The following is a 22,132-nucleotide window of genomic DNA, read 5'->3' as shown; positions in this document are numbered from 1 at the left end:
GCCTTAGCTCTCGATCGTTACAAACTGATCAAAGTTCGCAATTGTAAGAATCTTATGAACAGAGTCATTTGGTCTGGAGATAACAACTCTGCCTCCCAGCTTATCTGCATGCTCTTTTAACAGCAGAATCATACCTAAAGCGGAGCTGTCCATATAAGTTGCTTTAGATAGATCAACACAGAAAGTTGTACCTGCTACCGTTACATTTCGGTAGGCGTCACGAAAGTCCTGGTGTAGTGAATAATCAAACTGATTACTCACGGAGATGCTAACAGACTTTTTCTCTTCAGAACTGGTTACGGATACGCTCATATCAAATCTCGTTATACATTGAAAAAGGCTTATTCAGGTTCACTTAGAATAACTCTACGTCACCCTCTTCCATATCGTTTTGAGCAACCGTGCGTCCATCATTACGTTGCTGTGCTTCTTCACGCAGAGCTTTACAACGATTCATACAGTGTTGTGCAGCCTGCTGATCCACTTCCAATTGTGGAGTCACTACATTAGTGATTAAAGATGAAATTTCATTAAGGGAGTTTACATTGTGCTCCATGGAGCTCAGGGCTTGGGATGAAATATCTTCAAACTGAAGGGAGCGAACTGCATTATCCACAGTCCCACTCAACTGATCGCCAATATGAGAAATTTCCATTACTTTTTCATTTAGGAAGTGGTTCATATTCGACATATGCTCCAGCATGACACCCATCTTTTCTTTGGTTCCAATAGTGTCACTCATGTCGGTAGAGGCCATACTACCAACAGTACTGCGCAGTATTTCAATTGTCTCTTTTGCAGAACCGATCTCTTCGCGGATCTCATTATTCAGTTGTGCAGAGTTAATAGAAAGTGTGCGCACCTCATCTGCTACTACCGCAAACCCTCTACCCGCTTCACCGGCACGTGCGGCTTCGATGCTCGCATTCAACGCCAAGAGGTTAGTCTGGCTGGCAAGGCCTTCTACGTTTTCTATCAAGCCAAAAATGCCATCCAGTTTCTCAACCATATCGTCAATGTGATGAACTGTCTCGAGACTGTTTTTACTCACATCAACCATTATCTGGACAAACTGATCAAGTGTTTTGCCAGTTTCAAGAATAAAGCTTTGAATACTGAAGGCTTGTGCATCCAACTCCTCAGCCGGAATATCATCTTCATGTGTTTGAGAAATAATCTCAGACGTCAATTGTGCTTGGCGGCTGGCAAGATCATGCATGTTATGGAAGCTTTCACTCATAAGAGTAACCGCTTCTTTAATCAGACCATCTACGCGTGAGATCTCCTGATTAACAATCATCGCATCATGAACCAAAGTTTGTGAAACCTCATTCATTGCATGCTGCAGCTCTGGATCAACACCTGCTGAAGTCTGAGTAACCACCTGTGTCACAGCCTTGTTACGAGCAGCATCAGCCATAAATAACTGAGGAAGTAGTGTTACAAACAAAACTACAATACAGACAAGTGAAATAAGGCTATCGAGCGTCATAAACTGAGCGATGGCCAAAACCACTGTAGCCAACAATGCTACAACCAACATCACTTTTTTCTGGTTCATTTTAAGCTACCTTCATCAATTACTTTCCAGACAGATGCTGAATCAGTCTTTTTGCTATCTTATTCAACGGTACAATTTCTTTAGCCGCGCCATATTTCACCGCCATCCCCGGCATGCCCCAAACCAGACTCGTGGCCTCATCCTGAACTATAGTATGCGCTCCCGCATCAGCTAATCGCTTCATGGCCATTGAACCATCTTCGCCCATCCCCGTCAGCATGATAGCCGTTACTTTATTCACATCAATGTTATGTAACGAATCAAACATCACTTCAACAGAAGGTTTATGTCGGTTGACCGCCTCACGCGGATCTAAACGCGCTATCAGTTGATGACCATGCATTTTAACTGATAAGTGGTTAGAACCTGGGGCGATATAGGCACAACCGGGCTTTAAGATATCACCATCTTCTGCTTCTTTTACTTTTACCTGGCAATGGGAATCAAGGCGGTTAGCAAAACGTTCACTGAAACTCGCAGGTATATGCTGAGTAATAACTATAGGCGGAAGATTATCATGCAACACCTCAAGAATATCTCGTAGTGCTTCAGTTCCTCCGGTTGATGAACCTATCGCGATCACACTTCCCGTCGTTTTAACGATATTACCGGATGCAAGGCGATCATCATTAGAAACGTCTTTTCGATTTGCAGGCCTGCGGAATTTTAACTTTGAAGCCGATCCTGCTGCCGTTTTAACTTTTGTAACCAACTCTTCCTGGAACTGTTTCAATACCTCATCCGACTCAGAAGCAGTCGGTTTTGGCATATAATCTATCGCTCCCAATTCCAATGCCTGAAGGGTTGATTCCGCACCTTCATGGGTCAGCGATGACAGCATCACCACTGGCATGGGATTAAGTTTCATCAAATTTTTCAGGAAGGTAATACCGTCCATTTTCGGCATTTCAATATCCAGAGTTAAAACATCTGGTTTCAGCTCTTTAATTTTGCCTCGCGCATCGTACGGATCTTCTGCAGCTCCAACAACTTCAATCGCCGGATCCATCGATAACAACTCAGTCAACACACTTCGCACAACCGCTGAGTCGTCTACTATCAATACCCTGGTCTTATCCATATACAATCTAATTCCTTAAAACAACTCGACATCGGTATCGTCAAGATGCTGGTCAACATCCACTCGGAATGAACGTTCTTCTTCGATAAGACGCTGATCATCACGATGATCTAATTTATTAACCAACATGCGCCCTTCCGTAGGGAAATAAGCTACCCTTCTAGCTTGATCGCCCCCAAGATCCGAAGCCTCGAGTGATAAGCCTTCGTCTTGAATGTATTTCAAAATAAAATCGATATTCTGCTGGCCAATCCGGGTCGTTAATCCACCCATCATATCCCCACCACCGGTGAGCTTGACCTGCATTCTTTCGCGCTGACAACCATGTTTCATTAATTCGTTAATCAGCTGCTCCATAGCAAAAAGCCCATAGCGCATAGAGCGATCTAGATCACCTTGGGTTCCACTATCTGGCAACATAAAATGATTCAAACCACCATAACCTGCAACAGGATCATGGATGCAGGCAGAGATACATGAACCTAATACTGTGGTAATAACAATTCCGCTATTTGAAACGTAAAAGTCACCCGGTTTCACCTTTACCGCATAACAATCCCAACGAGGTTCCCAGAACAAATTATGGTGTTCAAACCCTCTGAGCGTAGGGGGAAGACTAGATGATCTCATGTTCATGCCCCCACCTTGCGATAGATTGTTTTACCTACCAGTTCGAAGCGACTTGCATGACGAGCCAATGCTTCTGAGTGTCCTACAAACAGATAACCGTCGGGCTTCAAAAGATCTGCCATTTTATCTAATAATTTCGCCTGAGTAGCTTGATCAAAATAGATCATCACATTACGGCAGAATATATAATCCAACGGTCCCTGAATTGGCCAATCCTGCATCAGGTTCAGGTAATTAAAGCTGATCATATTCTGCAGTTCTTTACGAACTTTAACACTGCCTGTGTTGCTGCCTTTCCCCTTAAGGAACCAGCGGTGAACTAACGCTGTAGGCAGGGTTTTAATCCGATCCATGGTATAGATACCGGATTGAGCACTACCTAAAACTTTCGAATCGATATCAGTGGCCAGGATTTTGATATCCCATCCCGAAACATCAGTATCGGCATCGAGAATTGTCATTGCCATACTGTAGGGCTCTTCACCGAGAGAGCATCCTGCAGACCAGCCACGCAACCTTCTGGTTCCCTGCTTATCCAGATCAGGCAGAATCTGATCCTTTATAAAATCAAAGTGATGACGTTCCCTAAAGAATGCTGTGAGGTTCGTTGTCAGCGCATTAATAAACTGAGTAAATTCCGCAGGGTGGCCATCGAGATAGCGTAGATACTCGTCGAAATTGTCAATCTTTAGCTCACGCAACCGTCTGACCAGTCGGTTGTATGCCATATCTTGCTTATGGTCAGCTAGAACAATGCCTGCATAGTCATATAGCTCATCACGCACTTTTACAAAGTGTTGCCGGGTAAAAGTAAATTCGCGTTCTCTGTCAGAGCTATCTGTCATCCGATATCCTCAAGAAAAAGTTACAGCATACGGTGGAGTTGATCTGTCAGTTAAGACAGATCAACCTGTTTCAAATCAACTCTTAGAACTCTTCCCACTCATCATCGCTGCCATTGGCAGTAACAATTGTCTGAGGTGGTGTCACCGCTTTTTTGGCTTCAGGTAGAGAAGCCGTAACCGGTGCTGGAGCAGTATGAGCAGCAAGGGAGCGTATACGATTAACATCAGTCTCCGGTTTACCAGGAGCCGGTGCAACTTGTGCCTGAGGTTCAACCCCTGAAACTCGGAACTGATTCACCAGACGCTGCAACTGCCCCGCCTGGTCTTCCATGGAAGAAGATGCCGCAGCAACCTGTTCTACCAGAGCGGCGTTCTGCTGAGTCCCTTCATCCATCTGCGTCACAGCAATATTAACCTGTTCAATACCAATAGCCTGTTCACGACTTGCCGCAGCAATTTCGCTGATAATTGTGGATACATTCTTAATAGCATCCATAATATCGGCTAATGCTTTGCCTGACTCATCAACAAACAGGCCACCCTCTTCTACCTTTTCAACACTATCGCTGATCAGTTCTTTAATCTCTTTAGCTGCACTCGCACTGCGTTGTGCAAGGCTACGTACCTCAGATGCAACTACCGCAAAACCTCGACCCTGTTCACCCGCTCGGGCAGCCTCTACAGCAGCATTCAGCGCCAACAAGTTAGTCTGGAATGCGATTTCATCGATGACGCCGATGATCTCTGCAATTTTCGTTGAACTGGCACGGATATCTCCCATCGAGGTCACAACCTTGTTAGAGATCTCACCACCTTTTTCTGCCAACCTCTGAGCCTCAGCCGCCTGTTGGCGAGCCTGATCAGAGTTATCCGCGTTCTGCTTAACAGTACTGGTCATCTGCTCCATACTGGCAGCTGTTTCCTGTAAGCTTGCAGCCTGAGCCTCTGTACGAGAGCTTAGAGTCGCGTTACCGCTAGAGATCTCTGTTGCACCGGTGGTAATGCTATGACCTGCAGAACGGATCTCTCCGACCATATTGTTCAGGTTGCGCATGGACGCATCAAGAGAGTCGTTAAGTTGCGCAAATTCACCCTGATAGCTACCACTCATCTGCTGCGTCAGATCGCCCTCAGACAAAGCGCCCAGAACATGCTTAACTTCACGCATTGGTTCTACAACTGCATCCAGCATCTGGTTTACGCCGATAGCGATATTGCGCATAAAACCAGTATAAATTTCCACATCCAGACGCTGATCCAGCTCACCATGGGAAGCTTTCTCGATCAGTTGCTCAACCTGCTCTTCAGCAATCAGCTGATCAGTAATATCCACCCACTCTACGACGGTACCGAGGCGATCACCCTGATCATCAACAACCGGGTTAGCGGTTAGATTAAAACTACGCACACCAACCTTAATCCGACCGTTATGCGTACCTTGCAGAGCTTCCAGCATTCGGCGCTGATGCGCAGGGTTCTTATGGAAAATGTCGAAGTTAGATCCCAGGATTTTATCCGCGTCAAACTCTGGTAACTGCTCACGGATATCATCCTGTGCATTACGCATCATGCCCAGTACCGCGTCATTACAGTAAATAATCTCACCTTCGTTATCCGCCAACATCACATTGGAAGAGACATTATCCAAAGCTACCTTGATGCGTTGTGCTCGACTAGCAGCTTCCTTGGCATCATTCACTTCAAAACCGAGTTTCACCGCCAGAATTTTAATAATTCGCTTCAGCTCACCAGTTTCGCCGTTTTCATCCAGTGGAATTGGTGCAAGATACTCACCTTCGGATACATCAAGCATATGGCGTCTTGCCTCATTAAGAGGCTTAATGACTTTATTGCTTAGGCAACTTTGTGCCCCAAACAGCATAATCAGGAACGCAATGAATGGACCTACCATCAAGGCAGCCCCCGGCAAACCCGCCAGATAGATACCGGCATTGATCAGTACTGCCGCCAGAACCGCCACCATCGCATGCTTGCTCAATTGACCAGCGAGATCACTCTTCGAAACTCTATTTGGAGAAGGTAGGCTAGCCTCACCACGTTTGAGTTTTGAATAAAGAGCTGAAGACTGTTCAATCTCTTCACGTGAAGGTTTGGTACGTACCGACATATACTCAACAATCTCACCGTCACGGAAGATCGGTGTTACGTTTGCCTTAACCCAATAGTAATCACCGTTTTTACAACGGTTTTTTACAAGTTTTGACCATGGACGACCAAGTTTGAGTGTCTCCCAGAGATCCTTGAATGCAGCAGGAGGCATATCAGGATGACGAACCACATTGTGGTTTTTACCCATCAACTCATCACGGCTGAAACCACTGACCTCAATAAAGCCTGGGTTTACGTAGGTAATTATTCCTTTCAGGTTTGTTTTAGTAACAAGTTCCTGACCATCTCTGAGCTTAACTTCGCGATCCGTAACCGGCTCATTGATTTTCATTTTTTTTCCTCCGCACCCCGTGCCTAAGCTTCACTTCGTTCTGGCTGTTCAATCGCCAGTTCACCGGAATTCATTAATTCATCGATATCCATCAGGACGATCATTTTTTCATCGTGAGCTACCAATCCCATGATGAACTCTGTATTTATAACCCCACCAATCTGCGGTGAAGGCTGAATCTCATCCTGAGATAAGGTGTAAGTCTCAGCTACAGCATCAACGATAATTCCCATAATGCGTTCGCAACTGCCGCTATCAACTTTCACCACAATAACTACTGTGGTTGGCCCATACTCAACGGTTTCCAGACCAAAACGCTCCCTTAAATCAATAACCGGGATAATTGCGCCCCTTAGGTTCAGAACACCCTTGAGGTATTCAGGCATATCCGGCACATGAGTGACTGGAGTCCAGCCTCTTAATTCCTGTACCCGTAGAATATCAATGCCATATTCTTCATCATCAAGCAGGAAACTTAAAAACTGTTGACCATCGGTTCTCTGCTCAAGCATGTCCGATTGTTCCTGCCACTCCTGATCTGTCATGCAACAACTCCCTGACTAGAATCGTTTTTGAAGATCTCATTACGCTTTTTCGCAGCCCGAGCCGTTTCATGGTCCAGGCCTCTTTTCATCAACCCTGCAATATCCAGAATCAGAGCAACGCTACCGTCACCCAAGATAGTCGCACCCGCAAAGCCTTCTATGCGTTTAAAGTTAACTTCCAGACTTTTAATAACTACCTGCTGCTGGCCGTATAGTTCATCGACTACAAGCCCTACCTTCTGACCACCATTTTCAACTATCGCAATCAGGCTGTTGTCAGCCTCATTTTCGGGCTGCGGTAATTTAAACAACGAGCGCAGATTGATCAGAGGGATATACTCATCCCGGAAATGAAGCAATTTATTTTCACCGGCGATAGGGCTCATCGCTTTCTTGTCAGCCAAGATAGTTTCTACGATAGAAACCAACGGAATGATATAGGTTTCATCCAGAATACGGATCAACTGGCCATCCAGAATCGCCAACGTAAGCGGCAAGCTGACACTAAAGGTAGAACCATAACCCGGTTCCGATTTAACTCGTACATGTCCACCCAGGGACTCAATATTTCGCCGCACTACGTCCATGCCGACACCACGTCCAGACAGGTCGCTTACAGCATCGGCGGTTGAGAAACCGGCTTTGAAAATCAGCTCATTTATTTCACTATCAGAGAGTTGTTGATCCGCAGTAATTAAGCCATTTTCCAGCGCTTTTTCGTAGATTTTCTGGGTATTCAAACCCCGACCATCATCAATAATATCAATGATGATAAAGCCACCCTGATGGTACGCATCAAGTTGTACTTTGCCTGTTTCAGGTTTACCTGCCGCCAAGCGTTCTTCAGGAGACTCTAGACCATGATCAAGTGAATTACGGATCAGATGAACCATAGGGTCACCAATCTTTTCCATCACAGTTTTGTCGATCTCGGTCTGTTCACCGGTAATAACCAGCTCAACTTTCTTACCCAACTTGCCACTGACATCGTGAACCAGCCGCGGGAAGCGATTAAACACAAAACTGATTGGCAGCATACGAACCCGCATGACATCTTCCTGCAGGTCTCGTGTATTACGCTCCAACTGATCCAAACCGGACTGAAGACGCTCGACTTCAGATCCTGCTGCAATCTCTGCCAACTCTTCTCCGACCTGACCCAGCATCGCCTGGGTAATAACCAACTCGCCAACACGGTTAATCAGGGCATCAATCTTATCTGTATCTACTCGAATAGAACTACTTTCAGCAGCTGCTTTAGGTTTACGGGCGGCTGTACTAGCTGCAGATTTCGAAGCGGGTTTAGCAGGCGCAGGTTGAGCTGCTACTGGTGCAGGTGTTGGAGTAGAAGTTTCGAGTGATGTTGCAGTATCAATAGCTGGTGCAATTTCTACTTCAGCAGGCTGAGTAGCCCCTGCTGGAGTTTCAACCTGTTGTACAGAAGAACTGCTTTCTATTGCCGTTACGCTAAGCTCGCACTCGTCCTCTACCCATTCAAAGACCTCACGAACCTCTTCCTCTGTACAATCGGATATCAGGGTGATATCCCATGACAGATAGACCTTTTCTGGATCCAACTGATCCCACACTGGCAGTTTAGAGGTATGAACATCAACCGAAATATCACCCAGATCAGCAAGAGCCTCAAACATAAAGCTTGGCTCGTTACCGGTTTCTAAAAGAGTCGATTCCGGTACAAAGGAGATCTTCCAGCCAGATTCAGCAATCTCAGTAGCCGTAACGCAAGCATCAATAGTAATTCGGTTAACCTGCAGCTCACACTCATCCTCGACCCATTCGAAGACCTCACGTACATCGTCTTCGCTGCAATCAGATTCGAGAACAAGTCTCCAACTAATATGAACCTCTTCAGGGTTCAGCGTTGAGTAATCTGGGAGTTTATTGAGATTAGGTTCTGCATTTAAATCGCCAAGATCTGCCAGCGCTTCAAACATAAAGGCAGGCTCATGGCCACACTGTAGGAGATCAGTATTGGGAATAAAAATAATTTCCCAAGCTTCTTTTCCATTATTTCCAGCACTGTCGCTGGTATCAGTGCGTTCTTCTGAACCAACAGAAACACTATCTGGCGCAGGTGATGGCTCAGCCCCTAAGGCTTGCTGCAAACGATCATGTACATTTTGGATCATTCCTGGATCAGCATCCGGGCCATCCTGAGCGGCTTCCAGCAAAGCCTTAATACAGTCAACAGACTCAAGAAGCAGGTTTACCAGATCAGGTGTTGTATTCTGCTTGCCACTTCGCAACTCATCCAGAAGTGTTTCCACTACATGGGTAAAGTCCGCAACCTCATTAAAACCGAAGGTACCTGCACCACCTTTTATGGAATGCGCTGCCCTGAAGATAGTATTGATCGTTTCTTCATCTGCTGAATCCAAATTGAGCAGGCTGGACTCCATTATTTCCAGACCTTCGTAACTCTCCTCGAGGAAAGTCGCTATAAACTGGGATAGATCAATACTCATATTGGGTATTACCGTACAACGCGTTTAATAGTGCTCAGTAATTTTTCAGGGTTGAATGGCTTAACTAACCATCCAGTTGCTCCCGCAGCTTTACCACGCTGCTTCATCTCTGGTGAACTTTCAGTAGTCAGAACCAGTACAGGCGTAAACTTAAAGGCAGGTAGTTTGCGCAGTTCAGTACAGAAGGTTATACCGTCCATCACTGGCATGTTCACATCAGTCAATACCAGATCAAAGCGACCGGTTCTGGCTTTATCCAATGCCTCTTTACCATCACCTGCTTCAACAACCTGGTAACCCTCCTGTTTAAGGGTAAAAGTCACCATATTTCTTAATGAAGCAGAATCATCTACTACTAGAATGGAAGCCATTCATGTTTCTCCAATTTTTTCCTGCCGCATTGCGGTCAGTCCAACACTAAACTCTCAAGCATACCTAACTGCTGTGCTGTTTTCTTTAATGCTTCAGATGGGTTACTCCAGTGTAGTTCCATATCTGAACCTTGCACTTTTACAGTAAAGGCCGCGAGCAATTGAATTGCAGCCGTATCCACCCGGGACAGCTCTTCAGCATCCAACGTCAGAGGAGATGATTCATGCAGTAAAGAGGAAAGCTTACTTTTCCACTCAGCCACGTTAGCAATGGATAACTCTTCTGGCAGTTTCAGAGTACTCTCGGCGCTCATAATATTATCCTTATTCACTCGCTCAGATCTGCTTAATACCCAATCAAATGAGGGTAAGTAAAATCCCTAAGCTTTTTCTGTATTATAAAACTCGCTTAACTACAGCAATATGTCAAAGGCTTTTAGATGAAGATACATGAATTCAAAGTACTTTTTTAGTATTAAACGGAAGAATAAACAGTCTTGCGACCAGTTGTTTTAAGCAACGCTTTTGGATGCAAACACAACTGTTCATTAAAACACCAATTACCTTTCCTGCAATGATCGATATTGAACCAATCACCACATCCACCCTCTAACGATCCATATTGAGAAGAACTCTGTTAACTAATCCACTTGGGTAGATCGTTATGAATAACCGGTTAATACTGCCATTGGCTCTCGCTTGTGTACTGGGAGCTAATCTACAAGCACATGCAGAAAGCACCACACCTTCCCATAAGACCGCTGTTGCTACTTTCGCCGGTGGTTGTTTCTGGTGTACCGAATCTGACTTTGAAAAGTTGGATGGCGTAGTACAAGTTATATCCGGCTATAGCGGCGGTGAAAAAGCCAACCCAACTTACAAAGAAGTCTCCGGCGGAAAAACCAAACATACAGAGGCGATTCAGATCTACTACAACCCAGATGTAATCTCCTATGAAGGTTTGCTGCATAGACTGTGGCGTGTAATGAACCCCGGCGATGGTGATGGGCAGTTTGTCGACAGAGGCAAACAATACCGCCCTGCCGTTTATTATCATAATGATGCACAAAAAGAAGCGATCAGCAGATCAATTCAATCCCTGAAAGATAGCGGCGCGTACACCATAAAACTTGCTACAGAAATAGCTCCGTTCAAGAGCTTCTACCCTGCTGAGGAGTATCACCAGGATTACCATGTAAAAAATCCTCTCCGCTACAAGTACTACCGCAACGGTTCTGGCCGCGATCAGTTTCTGGCAAAGGTCTGGGGTGAAGATTATAAATTTGATTACTCCAAATTCAGAAATCAGGCTTCAACTGCAGATGAACCAGCTACGAAATACGTTAAACCATCGGAGCTGTATCTGCGCAAAACATTGTCAGAGTTACAATATAAGGTCACTCAGGAAGATGGTACTGAACGCGCCTTCAGTAACGAGTTCTGGGATGAGAAACGTGAAGGTATCTATGTAGATATTGTTAGTGGCGAACCCCTGTTCTCATCCACAGACAAATATAAATCAGGTACAGGCTGGCCTAGCTTTACGCAGCCGATACAAGGCGTATCTATTGTAGAAAAAGCCGACAACACATTGTTCATGAAGCGAGTGGAAGTGCGCAGCCCAATCGCCGATTCACATCTGGGACATGTCTTCCCAGACGGCCCAGCTCCAACAGGTTTACGTTACTGCATTAATTCGGCATCCCTGAGTTTTATTCCGAAAGAGGAATTAACTCAAAGAGGGTATGAGAAGTATTTAGATCTGTTCGAAAAATAGGAATGAAATAACGGGGCAGTTTTTCACTGCCCCGTTATATATTATCGATTATTCCAAGCAATACACTCTTCCAGAGTGACCCCATCACCACCAAAAATATCTAATGCGCTGCCGATTGTAAGATCGACCTTACCACCGGATAACTGATCAACCAGCTCCAGATCTTGCAGAGCTCTCGCGCCACCAGCATAGGTAACAGGAATTGAGCAATGCTGACCTAGCATCTCTACCAGCTCTTGATCGATCCCCGCCTGCAAGCCTTCCACATCTGCAGCATGGATCAAAAACTCTGCACAGTGTTCACTAAGCTGCTCTAGCGTATCGCTGTTTACGGCAGTTTCCGTCACAGTCTGCCAACGGTCTGTTGCTATATTCCAGCCCGACTCCGTACGACGACAACTCAGGTCAAGGATTAAGCGCTCCGCACCCGTTACAGCTTTAACCTGTTCCAGACGTTGCCAGCTGAATTGACCATTCTCAAAAAGATAAGACGTAACGATGACGTGAGAGGCGCCAGCATCAAGAAAATCTGCAGCATTATCCGCATTAACACCTCCGCCAAACTGTAACCCACCTGGCCAGGTTTTCAGCGCTAGCAACGCCTGTTCTTTGTTCCCGGGCCCCAAAGCGATCACATGACCACCCGTCAGATCATGCTGGCGATATAGGTCTGCATAGTACTTGGCATCATAGGGACTGACATAATTAGTATCAGCACCCTGATCATTTAAACTACCACCTACAATCTGTTTTACCTGCCCCTGATGCAGATCTATACAGGGTCTAAACTTGGTCAAATCAATCCGCCTTTTTCTATAGGGTTCTGTTCCGGGATTTATAACTGGGCATTCTACCAAGCTTCATTACTGCAAACATCTCTTATACATAGCAACCAGCAACTCAATTAAGTTCGCCCCCTGCTACAGACCAACTGGCATTAGCCAATCTCTGCTGCAGAAATTCAATAAACACTTTTACTTTTACAGGCAAAAAAGTACGGTGGGGATAAAGAACATTTACCCACTGCGGATCCGTTTCATACTCGGTCAGCAACGGAATTAAGCGCCCTTGAGATATATCTTCTTCCACCATAAAACCGGATAAGCGTACAATCCCACCACCCTGCAGCGCATACTCGTAAAGCGCCTCAACATTATCAGTAATAAAGTTACCTTTCGCGCTGACAAAGTGTTCCTTGTCCTCCGCGGTAAAACGCCATTGATTAAACACCTCACTGGTAGATAGGCGAAGACAGTTATGTTGTTGTAACTCATCAGGGATACTGGGTTTACCTTTGCACTCAATATAAGCCGGACTTGCACAGATAAAACGCTTCGACTTACCTAATGAACGGGCGACAAGACTGCTATCTTCAAGGTTGCCCAAACGTATCGCCAGATCAATACCTTCTGAAACCAAATCAACGGCCTGTCCGGTTAATTGCAGTTCGATGGAGAGATCAGGATAAAGTAGCTGAAACTCAGGTAATAACGGTAGAACCTGATGCTTAGCAAAACCTGGCGAGCAGTTGACTTTTAAACGGCCTCGGGGCGTTTGCCCCAACTCAGTTAACTCAGTCTCCGCATCGTCGAGTTCATGCAAAATTTCGCAGCAACGTTGATAAAAGCTTTGCCCTGCTTCCGTAAGACTGATCTGCCGCGTTGTTCGATTCAATAACCGAACAGCCAACCTAGCTTCTAAACGGCTAATCAATTTACTCACCGCAGAGGGTGACAACTGAAGATTTTGGCCCGCTGCAGTAAAGCTTCCTTCTTTTACAGATTCCACAAACGCTTGCATCTCTGACCAACGATTCACAGCACATTCCACACTTTTGAATTTATTTCATAAATCATATGACATCTATGCCATTTATCAACAAGTTCAATCTACCTATTCTCATAGAAAAAAGTGAGACCAAACCATGATTAAGTTATACACCCATCCCATGTCACCCTGCGCTCAAAAAGTCAGAATCGTTCTTGCGGAAAAAGGATTGGACTGGAATGCAGTACATGTTGACCTGGCACAGAAGGAAAATCTGCAACCGGAATATTTAAAACTCAATCCGCTGGGCGTTGTACCTACTCTGGTGCACGACGAAAAACCTATTATCGAATCCAGCATCATTTGCGAATACCTCGATGATGCTTTCCCCGAACCGCGCTTAAATCCAGAAGATGATTACCAACGTTCCCAGATGCGTTTTTGGATGAAACATATCGACGTAAAACTCCATCCTTCATGTGGTGCCCTTCAGTGGCCACTGGTTATGCGCCCTAGCATGATGGAAAAAAGTGAGGAAGAACGTCAGCGCCTACTTGACCAGATTCCGGAGAAACCGCGTCGAGAGCGCCAAAAACGCTTGGTATCAATGGGTCTGGAAGCTCCTGATGTAGTAGATTCGGTTGCCATCTATCGAAAAACTATTCTCCAGATGGAGAAGGCTCTACAGCAGCATGAATGGCTAATAGGTGACCAGATATCCTTGGCCGATATCTGTATGGCTCCCTACTTCCAAACCATCTATCAGTTTGGCTGGCAGGGCATGTATGCCGATTGTCCAAAGGTTGCCGCCTGGTTTGAAAAATGTTCGCAGCGACAATCCTACCAGGAAGCAGTATCTAGCGACTTCAGTGAAGAGGTTCTGGCTGATCTGCGCAATAAAGGGCAAGAAGCTTGGGAGGTAATTCAGCGCCACCTGAAATCGATGAATTGATTCATCTGAACGAGGATAGGTTTAAACCTATCCTCGTAAACATAATGCTCTCCAACAAAACCTCGCATTTCAAAAAATTACCCTCTATGATGTTTTAAACAAAAATAATAACAATGACATTGATGCTGTAGAGAACTTAGGGATTGTGGCCTCTTCAATTTTATTAGCTCGGCAACCGATATTCGATAAAGACCTTAATACTATCGCGTATGAGCTACTTTACCGTGATGCAGAAGGTAGTGGCCCGGGAATTCCGTTCAACGGCACCCAAGCTACTGCTGAGGTCCTGCTTCATGCTTACAGCAGCATATTGCAGAATGGCAAAGTCAAAACTCTTCCTGCATTTATCAACTTCAATGCTGATTGGTTATACAACGGTAATCTCCCCGCACTAAAGCCTGAAGCACTTGTGCTTGAAGTACTAGAAGATGTATCGCTCACTGACGATATTCTGCAGCGCATGAGGCTTATAACTGACGCAGGCTATCGCCTAGCGTTGGATGATTTTATTTACGATGAGAGTTGGAACCCAGCACTACAGCTAGCCAAGATCGTAAAAATTGATATACAACAGCTATCCCCCGCTCAGCTTATCCGTCACATAGGTGAGCTAAAAAAACACAATGTAACCTTGCTTGCTGAAAAGGTAGAAACCCACCAGGAGTTTGAGTATTGCAAAAGTCTGGGCTTCAAGCTTTTTCAGGGATACTTCTTCTGCCACCCTCAGCTTGTAGAAGGTCGAAAACTGACGGCTAATGATGCAACGATGATTCTGTTGCTGGCAGAACTGGATAATCCCGATGCAAGTCCAGAATCACTTCAAGAGATAATCAGCCGTGATCCTGAACTGGTATTGCGCATACTCAAGATTGTAAACTCAGCCCGATTTGCCCTATCCAGGGAGATCTCCAGCATCAATGAAGCCATCATTGCACTGGGCCTGGATGAATTAAAAAAGTGGGCTCTGTTAATCACAGTTACCCAAAGCAACAGCAACGCAAATGAGCTTATCCGCGAAATCCTGACCCGGGCTCGCATGTGTGAACTCAGTGCTAAATGCTATTCCAACGTCAATCCATGCTCAGCTTTTATGACCGGTATGTTATCCGGCATTGACGCGATGCTGAACCTTGAACTGGAAGAGGTCATGGTTCAGTTACCCATCTCAACCGAAATACAGCAAGCACTACTTTCCCACGAAGGCCCTCTCGGCCAACAGCTGGAGGAAGTTAAACACTATATGGCTGCAGAATGGGATCAGCTAAGTGAAGAAAATATTGAAGCCTTAGCTGCTGTTCAGGAGGAAAGCCTGAATTGGGTTCTGGGCACTATGAAAGAATTACATTAATACTGGCGGATAGCCAAAGACAATCAACATAGGTCCCATTACTTGCACATTTTTGCACTTTTTAAGGCTCAAAACGTTCCAGCTCAAAACTAACCGTACCGCCCTTAAACATCGGCAAATCCATGGGCTCTTCCCGCAGCAGTTTAACCAAGCCTACCCCTGGTGCATACCACTCAGTTTGAACGATTTCGATATCCTGATAACCAAGACGGGGGTCTGCATAGATACTGATTATTCCGACACCGGTAATGACTACACAACCACTAAAGGTTCCGGCCGGAACCGTCACCGTAGCGTCAACCTCGGTAATCTCATTAGTCATGGTAAACTTTTTCAGGCTGGGATCAGGTAACGAATGAAAACCTGTGCCACGTAAGATAAAAGGCTGGCTCTCCAACGTCCAGAAGCGCCCCTCCTCCAGATCAGCATATCCCGGAAGTATTTTTCGCTCAGCTTTATCAATAACAGGTTTCAGCTCAACAACTGTCCGCTTACCTATGCGATGGCTTCCTGTATCATCCTGCAGGATGTAGTAATCAGTGCCATCACTACTTCTACGCACCGAGACCGGTTGATCCGCATAGTCACCCGACATCTGCACTGGCCCCAAATTGGTGATAGAAAATTGCTCAATATCTACCTGATCAGCCCACTGGTTAGTCACTTCATAATGCCAAACAACTCCCTTATGCAACGGGAAGTAATCGTTCTCAGGAATATCTGACTGACAAGCAGAAAGAGCACCTAACAATATTAAGACTAGAAGACTCTTAACCCCACTTCTCATATCACTTCTCATGTCACTTCTCCGGAAGTGCAGGGTCAGGTAGTTTGACGAATTCAAGGCCAGGATATTTTAGCCCCATACGTTTCTGGTCTTTACTACTCTCTTTCAATTCTGCCGCTGGATTTATCTCACCAATCTGCAGATTGCCGTTTTGCATCTCTCGCAGTGCATCCTCTACCTTCCCATGAGTCCCCTGGTCGTATTCAAGGCGATAGGAACGAGGTTGTTCAGCAGGCTTAAACGTTTTTAGATCAGAAACCCAGATAAAAATACTCCCCTGTGTTCCCAACTCCTTATCAGGCTCTTCAATAACAGCAGAATGCAGCAGGAAACGCTCAGGCAATGCAGTGGTGGTAGGCCAGCCCTGCGTCTCTTTCCAGCCCTGATAACTTAACCAATAAAAAACTAAAGCCACGGTTACCAAACCCACTTTCAATAACCAGTGTAAACGGCTATAGATCAATGCAAGTAGCAGCAGCGCTGCCAAAAACACATACGCAATACTCAAACTCAGCAACACTTCACTCATTTTGCGTTCGCCTTCACTAAACTTTTCTGTAGCTGATTAATATTGGTCACTTTGCCAGACGGGGTCAGGGTAAAACGAATAGCTGTCGCTTCATCCCCCTCTTTCGCCAACAAAGAGGTGTGGTAATGCAACACCTTCATTTGGGGATTAACCTCTGCCAGATATACCGTCACTGGAACCTCTACCTGGTTTTCAGTTTTAAAGTAATGCACGTTAATAATATATTCTCCCGGCGGACGACCGCGGAGGGTTAACACTTCCTGATTCAGAGGATTAATAATCTCTTTGCCATTTACGACCTGCGTATCATTGGCCAGCCCCCGATCATCCCTATCCAGATGCATCAAACCGTCCTGTGTACGCTTGTACCAGACTTTCTTACCATTGGGGCCCGTGGCCCAGACGTCGATATCATTCGGGTCACCATCTGGCCAACTGACTGTAATCAGAAACTCAGCTTTAGGATCAATGATTCCGGTTTTTGCTGGAGGATTAAGCAACAACAGAGCGATTAGAAAGAGAAAGGTGAACGTCAACAGCGCGTTGAACAGCAGATCCGTAAAGGGATCAATATCAAAACTGGACTTACGCTGAAAAAGAGCCATGAGGATTACTCATTATCATCCTGATTTTGATTGCAGAACTCCTGGCCTAAACTGACACCTTCTGCAACGACGCCATCAGCACAACGATCCAAAAGCAGATACTGCAACCCAAGTAACATACTACTGACTAATCCCACCATAGTGGTGTTCATCGCTACTCCCATACCCTGGGTCATTTGCGTCATAAGTTGCTTAATATCCGAGATATCCAGATTCTCTAATCCAGATATAGAACCCAGCATCAACACAAAGCCGATTACGGTACCAAGCAAACCCAATTTAATAACCAGGCCGGAAATAAACCAACCTACCTGATGCGATCCCCTCAAAGATTCAGCCATAACCTCAGATAAAAGCGTTTTATCCTGTTCAGAATCCCCATTGCTTAGACCGGTAAGATAGTCCTGAATGACTGATACCCCTTTAGGGAAAGGAGGATAGTTTTCATCGGTTAAACCACTGAAATTTGTACGAAGATGTTCATGCATCAGCAACTGGCGAGTCAGGTACCAACTGCGGTAACCACAATGCATGGAAGCAAGAAAGAGTAGCAACAAGACGATAACACTGATCCGTGTAATGTCTTCTACTAGGATTTTTTCCAGTACACCAAGATCCCAGCTGACAAATACAGCTGAAACTATCAAACCGGCTAACAATAACCAGTATAAAAAGATCCGATACGAACTGGACGATGGCATAAACTTATCCCAGATTTCTGTTCCTTAACCAAACTATAAACGAGGTCACTGCAAATATCGGCACAGCGACACGCCTACAACAACAAAACAGAACCAAAATAGCACCGAAACAGAACCAAAGAAGGTCCGTTAAGCACTAAAGAGAAAAATATCTGTGTAAGTGCCTTTAATCACCGCCACCAACAAAACCGATAATTTTCCACTGCCCAGAAACTTGCCTATAACAGATTTGTGCTTTAAGGAAATTGTCGAAATAGGTTGAATACATATACCCCTGTTTACCACGGGGAGTATTAACCTTAATCCATAAACCTTGGCCATTTAGCCCTTTTACACGATCCCCCTGCATCCCCTCTACCGGCTCAATAACCTCATAAGAAAGGCTATCAATAGGCTCAGCTTGCAGATTGGGTTCAGACCTCACAAAAACATCCTCGCCGGCTACATAACCCCAACTTAACCAGAACTCATCAGGAAGATTATCCTTAACCGGAAGCACATTTGCTGGAGAGCAGATATCTCCTTTCACCTTCTGAAAGCTTCTCTCATTCAGAAGTTTCTTAAACATAGCCCAACCGGAACCTCTAAACTCCTCGCGAAGTTTAGAGTCATCCAATGAAAATATATTGATGAAATTTTGTTCATGACTGTGTTCCGGGTTGAACATCCCACCAAAATCACGGGAAATATAAAACCGCTTATCAACTCGCGTCAGCAGCATAGAAAGGTCTTTTTTCTCAGCCAACTTGTCTAATTGGGAGGTAAAACTAATTAACGAATCATCTGGCTGGTATTGGTTAGGAATATAAACTTTAGAGCTGTAACGTCCATCCGCGCATACAGATAGTGAAAATAAACCCAGACTCAATAAGCAAATTAAACGTAACAACATTCTGTATACCCTTATCTAATTCCTCACTCCCACCTTTCAATCCTATACTTAAGCAGAGAGTATCTAGGAATAATGCTTTATGTCTGCTCCCCACCCTACCCAGTTCTGGCACACTTTGGAAGACGGCAGAATTCAATGTGATCTATGCCCTCGGTTTTGTCGACTGAAAGAGGGACAAAGGGGGCTTTGTTTCGTGCGGGGTTGCGAGGACAGCTCAATAAAGCTCTACACCTGGGGACGCTCCAGTGGCTTTTGCATTGATCCAGTAGAAAAAAAACCTCTCAACCATTACCTTCCAGGGCAACCTATTCTCTCCTTTGGAACCGCCGGCTGTAATCTGACCTGCAAATTCTGTCAGAACTGGGATATGAGTAAATCCCGGGAGATGGACACCCTGACTGGCAAGGCGCTCCCAGAGCAAATAGCTGAAGCAGCATTAAACTACGGTTGTATGGGCGTGGCATTCACCTATAACGATCCGGTTATCTTTATGGAATATGCTCTGGATATTGCTGAAGCATGCCATGAAAAACAGCTTAAAACTGTGGCTGTAAGCGCCGGTTATATTTGTGAAGATCCGCGCAAATTTTTTTTCTCCGGTATGGACGCTGCCAATATTGATCTGAAAGCTTTCAATGAAAAGTTCTACAAGAGAATCTGTGGGGGAGATCTCAAAACTGCTCTAGATACCCTTCTCTACCTGAAACATGAAACTGATATCTGGTTTGAAATCACAACATTGCTTATCCCAGATGAAAACGACAGCAATCAAGAATTGGAAGCGCTTTGTGGCTGGGTCAGAGAAAATCTAGGGCCAGAAGTCCCTGTACATTTCACCGCGTTCCACCCGGACTGGAAGATGCTGGATAAACCCAGAACATCACCAGAAACACTAACCCGCGCCAGAGAGATCGCGATAAAAAACGGTATTTATTACCCCTATACCGGAAATGTCTATGACACTTCGGGTAGCAGCACCTACTGCCATAACTGTGGTGAGCTACTGATAGAGCGCTGTTGGTATGAGCTGGGCAGATGGAATCTGGACAGCCACGGTAGATGCCTAAAGTGCAGAACAGCTCTGCATGGCGTTTTTGAAAAACAACCAGGAAGCTGGGGAGCTAAGCGGCAAGCAATAAGGGTATGAATCAAAGGGGCAAGTCGCTAACTAACCGATCATGCTTATTTATCGATTGATTCGAGTGTAGATACCAAATCCTGAAACGCTTCACGATTGGATTCATTCAGATCCATCAACACACGGTGTGCAGCAATGATTCGCTGTTGCATCTCTTCCACAGATTCTTGCACCAGTGGAAGTTTCTTCAATTCCTGAACACTTGATGGCAGTTGATCAAGCAATACAAAGACATGATCAAAACCCATCGTCAGAAGAATACGGGTAATATCCGGGTTTGTAGATACCAACGCCGGTTTTTCCAGACCGCGCTTTTGAGCTTTGATAGACAGCTTGGCAATCAAACCAAGGGAAGTGCTATCGATTCCCTCTGTCTGAGTTAGATCAATGAGGATCTCTTTAACCTCAGGAGAAGCCAGAGATTCTTCCAAATGGCAATCCAGCGATGAACACAGAGTTAACCTTACGTCTCCGAAAAACTTCAGGACATAACTGCCGTCAACCAGCGCTGAGTAAATAGAACCTTCCTGCATTATCTGTTACTGCCTGCAAATCGTCATAATCGCAATATCATCAGGTGCATCATCGATTATACCGGGAAGTAAGCGCTCTTTGATCTCCTCCGGGCCTGATCCTTTAGTATCAATAACAGCATTTAATAACCGATTTTCCTGAGCTTCCATACCTTTTTCAGGAAGCATCTCCAGAATACCGTCCGAAAACAGAGTAATTTCAAACTCAGAAGGCAGATGGAGTGACTTTTCTTCAAACAAAGGCTCCGGGAAAAGCCCAACCGGCATCCCTCTACCCTCAAGAAAACAAGCCTCTTCACCTTTGCGCAGAACAGGCATTGGGTGATGCCCCCCTACAGCATAGGTTAGTTTGGAGGTTTCACTATCATATAACCCAATAAAAATACTGAGATGTTTACCAAGTTCGGTATCCAGCAGTTCAGTGTTTATTCGGTACAAAGTGTCTATGGGTGACAAGATGTCAAAACTGGATTCACGCCGAAAATTTCTTAACAGGCGGTTTGTCATATTTTTCAGTAGAACGGTGACCAGAGCCGACGAAGCACCATGCCCTGACACATCAGCCAGATAAAACAGCGTTCGATGTTCATCAATGGCAATAACATCAACAAAATCGCCACTTAAGTACAGTGATGGGATCAACAAGTAACGAGCACTGATCACTCCTGACTGAAACTGCCGGTCCGGCAGCATATTCTGCTGGATCTGTAGTGCCGCCTGCTGGTCAGCCTGCAGTTCACTCAGGCTTTTTTCAAGCTCATCACGATAATGAAAGTTTTTCTCTATCAATTCTGCCTGGGCAAGAAACTTAGCCACGGAATGGGCAAAAGCATCTGTTTCGTCACAAAGAGTATTCTGAACAAAGACATCAGCAGCCCCTAAACGCAAAGCTCTGAGAACCCATTCGTCTCTCTCAGGTGGAAGAATAGCAATAAGAGGCTTAGGCGCATGTTGTTCAGCCAAGGCTTGTATCTGATCTAACATCAGTTCTTCACCTACTCCAACAATGAGAAGAGAAAACTCATTCTCAGCCAAGAGTTCATGAGCATAGGTAGAACTAAATGCTGTAGAGATTTTCACCGGAGGTAACGACGCACTATTGCAGGTATCGATAATACAATCG

Annotated in this window: 23 protein-coding genes; 4 read left to right on the top strand and 19 right to left on the bottom strand. The window is 45.2% G+C overall.

Annotated elements, in window-relative coordinates; genetic code table 11:
- Positions 1–3: 3 nt before the first annotated feature.
- From GY843_RS03195 to GY843_RS03150, 10 genes are all read right to left on the bottom strand, one after another.
- Positions 4–312 carry an STAS domain-containing protein gene (locus GY843_RS03195; protein WP_297306449.1) on the bottom strand — a complete coding sequence of 103 codons (309 nt, stop codon included), beginning with the start codon at positions 310–312 and terminating at the stop codon, positions 4–6.
- A 43-nt stretch (positions 313–355) separates the two neighbouring features.
- A complete protein-coding gene (locus tag GY843_RS03190) occupies positions 356–1,561 on the bottom strand; it encodes a methyl-accepting chemotaxis protein (RefSeq protein ID WP_297306447.1) in 1,206 nt (401 codons plus the stop codon).
- A gap of 19 nt (positions 1,562–1,580) precedes the next feature.
- Complete coding sequence (locus GY843_RS03185; RefSeq protein WP_297306445.1) at positions 1,581–2,642, bottom strand: chemotaxis response regulator protein-glutamate methylesterase; 1,062 nt, start codon at positions 2,640–2,642, stop codon at positions 1,581–1,583.
- Between the two features lie 15 nt (positions 2,643–2,657).
- On the bottom strand, positions 2,658–3,278 hold the full coding sequence (locus tag GY843_RS03180; RefSeq protein WP_297306443.1) for a chemotaxis protein CheD: 621 nt from the start codon (positions 3,276–3,278) through the stop codon (positions 2,658–2,660).
- Entirely contained in the window at positions 3,275–4,117 is an 843-nt protein-coding gene (locus tag GY843_RS03175) for a CheR family methyltransferase (RefSeq protein WP_297306441.1), read from the bottom strand. Before GY843_RS03175 ends, GY843_RS03180 begins: the two co-directional genes overlap by 4 nt.
- 82 nt (positions 4,118–4,199) lie before the next feature.
- Positions 4,200–6,578 (bottom strand): methyl-accepting chemotaxis protein, encoded by a 2,379-nt coding sequence (locus GY843_RS03170; protein WP_297306439.1) that lies wholly within the window; start codon positions 6,576–6,578, stop codon positions 4,200–4,202.
- A 23-nt stretch (positions 6,579–6,601) separates the two neighbouring features.
- Positions 6,602–7,123, bottom strand: a complete 522-nt coding sequence (locus tag GY843_RS03165; RefSeq protein ID WP_297306436.1) for a chemotaxis protein CheW — start codon at positions 7,121–7,123, stop codon at positions 6,602–6,604.
- Positions 7,120–9,609, bottom strand: coding sequence for a chemotaxis protein CheA (locus GY843_RS03160; protein ID WP_297306434.1), 2,490 nt, complete (start codon positions 9,607–9,609; stop codon positions 7,120–7,122). Before GY843_RS03160 ends, GY843_RS03165 begins: the two co-directional genes overlap by 4 nt.
- 8 nt (positions 9,610–9,617) lie before the next feature.
- Positions 9,618–9,980, bottom strand: a complete 363-nt coding sequence (locus GY843_RS03155) for a response regulator (protein ID WP_297306432.1) — start codon at positions 9,978–9,980, stop codon at positions 9,618–9,620.
- Between the two features lie 35 nt (positions 9,981–10,015).
- Positions 10,016–10,294, bottom strand: a complete 279-nt coding sequence (locus GY843_RS03150) for an STAS domain-containing protein (protein ID WP_297306430.1) — start codon at positions 10,292–10,294, stop codon at positions 10,016–10,018.
- A 350-nt stretch (positions 10,295–10,644) separates the two neighbouring features.
- Here GY843_RS03150 and msrB point away from each other — a divergent pair, with 350 nt between their 5' ends.
- Complete coding sequence (gene msrB / locus GY843_RS03145) at positions 10,645–11,757, top strand: peptide-methionine (R)-S-oxide reductase MsrB (protein ID WP_297306428.1); 1,113 nt, start codon at positions 10,645–10,647, stop codon at positions 11,755–11,757.
- A gap of 41 nt (positions 11,758–11,798) precedes the next feature.
- Here the strand turns inward: msrB and hisA are convergent, their stop codons facing one another.
- Together hisA and GY843_RS03135 are read right to left on the bottom strand one after the other, a co-directional pair.
- Positions 11,799–12,554: a phosphoribosylformimino-5-aminoimidazole carboxamide ribotide isomerase gene (gene hisA, locus GY843_RS03140; RefSeq protein WP_297306426.1), complete on the bottom strand. Its 756-nt coding sequence runs from the start codon at positions 12,552–12,554 to the stop codon at positions 11,799–11,801.
- 103 nt (positions 12,555–12,657) lie between these two features.
- Positions 12,658–13,575: a LysR family transcriptional regulator gene (locus tag GY843_RS03135; RefSeq protein ID WP_297306424.1), complete on the bottom strand. Its 918-nt coding sequence runs from the start codon at positions 13,573–13,575 to the stop codon at positions 12,658–12,660.
- A 106-nt stretch (positions 13,576–13,681) separates the two neighbouring features.
- Between GY843_RS03135 and GY843_RS03130 the strand changes: the two genes are divergently transcribed.
- Together GY843_RS03130 and GY843_RS03125 are read left to right on the top strand one after the other, a co-directional pair.
- Entirely contained in the window at positions 13,682–14,476 is a 795-nt protein-coding gene (locus tag GY843_RS03130) for a glutathione S-transferase family protein (RefSeq protein WP_297306422.1), read from the top strand.
- Positions 14,477–14,621: 145 nt separating this feature from the next.
- Positions 14,622–15,824 (top strand): EAL and HDOD domain-containing protein, encoded by a 1,203-nt coding sequence (locus GY843_RS03125; protein WP_297306419.1) that lies wholly within the window; start codon positions 14,622–14,624, stop codon positions 15,822–15,824.
- A 61-nt stretch (positions 15,825–15,885) separates the two neighbouring features.
- On the opposite strand, the gene GY843_RS03120 is transcribed toward GY843_RS03125, so the two are convergent.
- The 5 genes from GY843_RS03120 to GY843_RS03100 all read right to left on the bottom strand — a co-directional run bounded on the left by GY843_RS03120 (position 15,886) and on the right by GY843_RS03100 (position 19,338).
- Entirely contained in the window at positions 15,886–16,623 is a 738-nt protein-coding gene (locus GY843_RS03120) for a hypothetical protein (RefSeq protein ID WP_297306417.1), read from the bottom strand.
- Between the two features lies 1 nt (position 16,624).
- Positions 16,625–17,140 (bottom strand): hypothetical protein, encoded by a 516-nt coding sequence (locus tag GY843_RS03115; protein ID WP_297306415.1) that lies wholly within the window; start codon positions 17,138–17,140, stop codon positions 16,625–16,627.
- A complete protein-coding gene (locus tag GY843_RS03110) occupies positions 17,137–17,745 on the bottom strand; it encodes a hypothetical protein (protein ID WP_297306413.1) in 609 nt (202 codons plus the stop codon). The genes GY843_RS03115 and GY843_RS03110 overlap by 4 nt, the downstream gene beginning before the upstream one ends.
- A 5-nt stretch (positions 17,746–17,750) precedes the next feature.
- Positions 17,751–18,446, bottom strand: coding sequence for a MotA/TolQ/ExbB proton channel family protein (locus GY843_RS03105; protein ID WP_297306411.1), 696 nt, complete (start codon positions 18,444–18,446; stop codon positions 17,751–17,753).
- 166 nt (positions 18,447–18,612) lie between these two features.
- Positions 18,613–19,338, bottom strand: coding sequence for an SH3 domain-containing protein (locus GY843_RS03100; protein WP_297306409.1), 726 nt, complete (start codon positions 19,336–19,338; stop codon positions 18,613–18,615).
- Positions 19,339–19,417: 79 nt separating this feature from the next.
- On the opposite strand from GY843_RS03100, the gene amrS reads away from it, so the two are divergent.
- Positions 19,418–20,485 carry an AmmeMemoRadiSam system radical SAM enzyme gene (amrS, locus tag GY843_RS03095; RefSeq protein WP_297306407.1) on the top strand — a complete coding sequence of 356 codons (1,068 nt, stop codon included), beginning with the start codon at positions 19,418–19,420 and terminating at the stop codon, positions 20,483–20,485.
- 35 nt (positions 20,486–20,520) lie between these two features.
- Here the strand turns inward: amrS and GY843_RS03090 are convergent, their stop codons facing one another.
- Both GY843_RS03090 and GY843_RS03085 read right to left on the bottom strand, forming a co-directional pair.
- Entirely contained in the window at positions 20,521–21,009 is a 489-nt protein-coding gene (locus GY843_RS03090) for an STAS domain-containing protein (RefSeq protein WP_297306405.1), read from the bottom strand.
- Positions 21,010–21,015: 6 nt separating this feature from the next.
- Positions 21,016–22,132, bottom strand: a 1,117-nt coding sequence (locus GY843_RS03085) for a SpoIIE family protein phosphatase (protein WP_297306403.1), incomplete at its 5' end; no start/stop codon positions are given.

Origin of the sequence: Neptuniibacter sp., from assembly GCF_024231755.1 — a bacterium.
Classification (GTDB): Bacteria; Pseudomonadota; Gammaproteobacteria; order Pseudomonadales; family Balneatricaceae; genus Neptuniibacter.
Note: the sequence above shows the minus strand (reverse complement) of the source record. Positions and strands in the feature narration are given on the sequence as shown.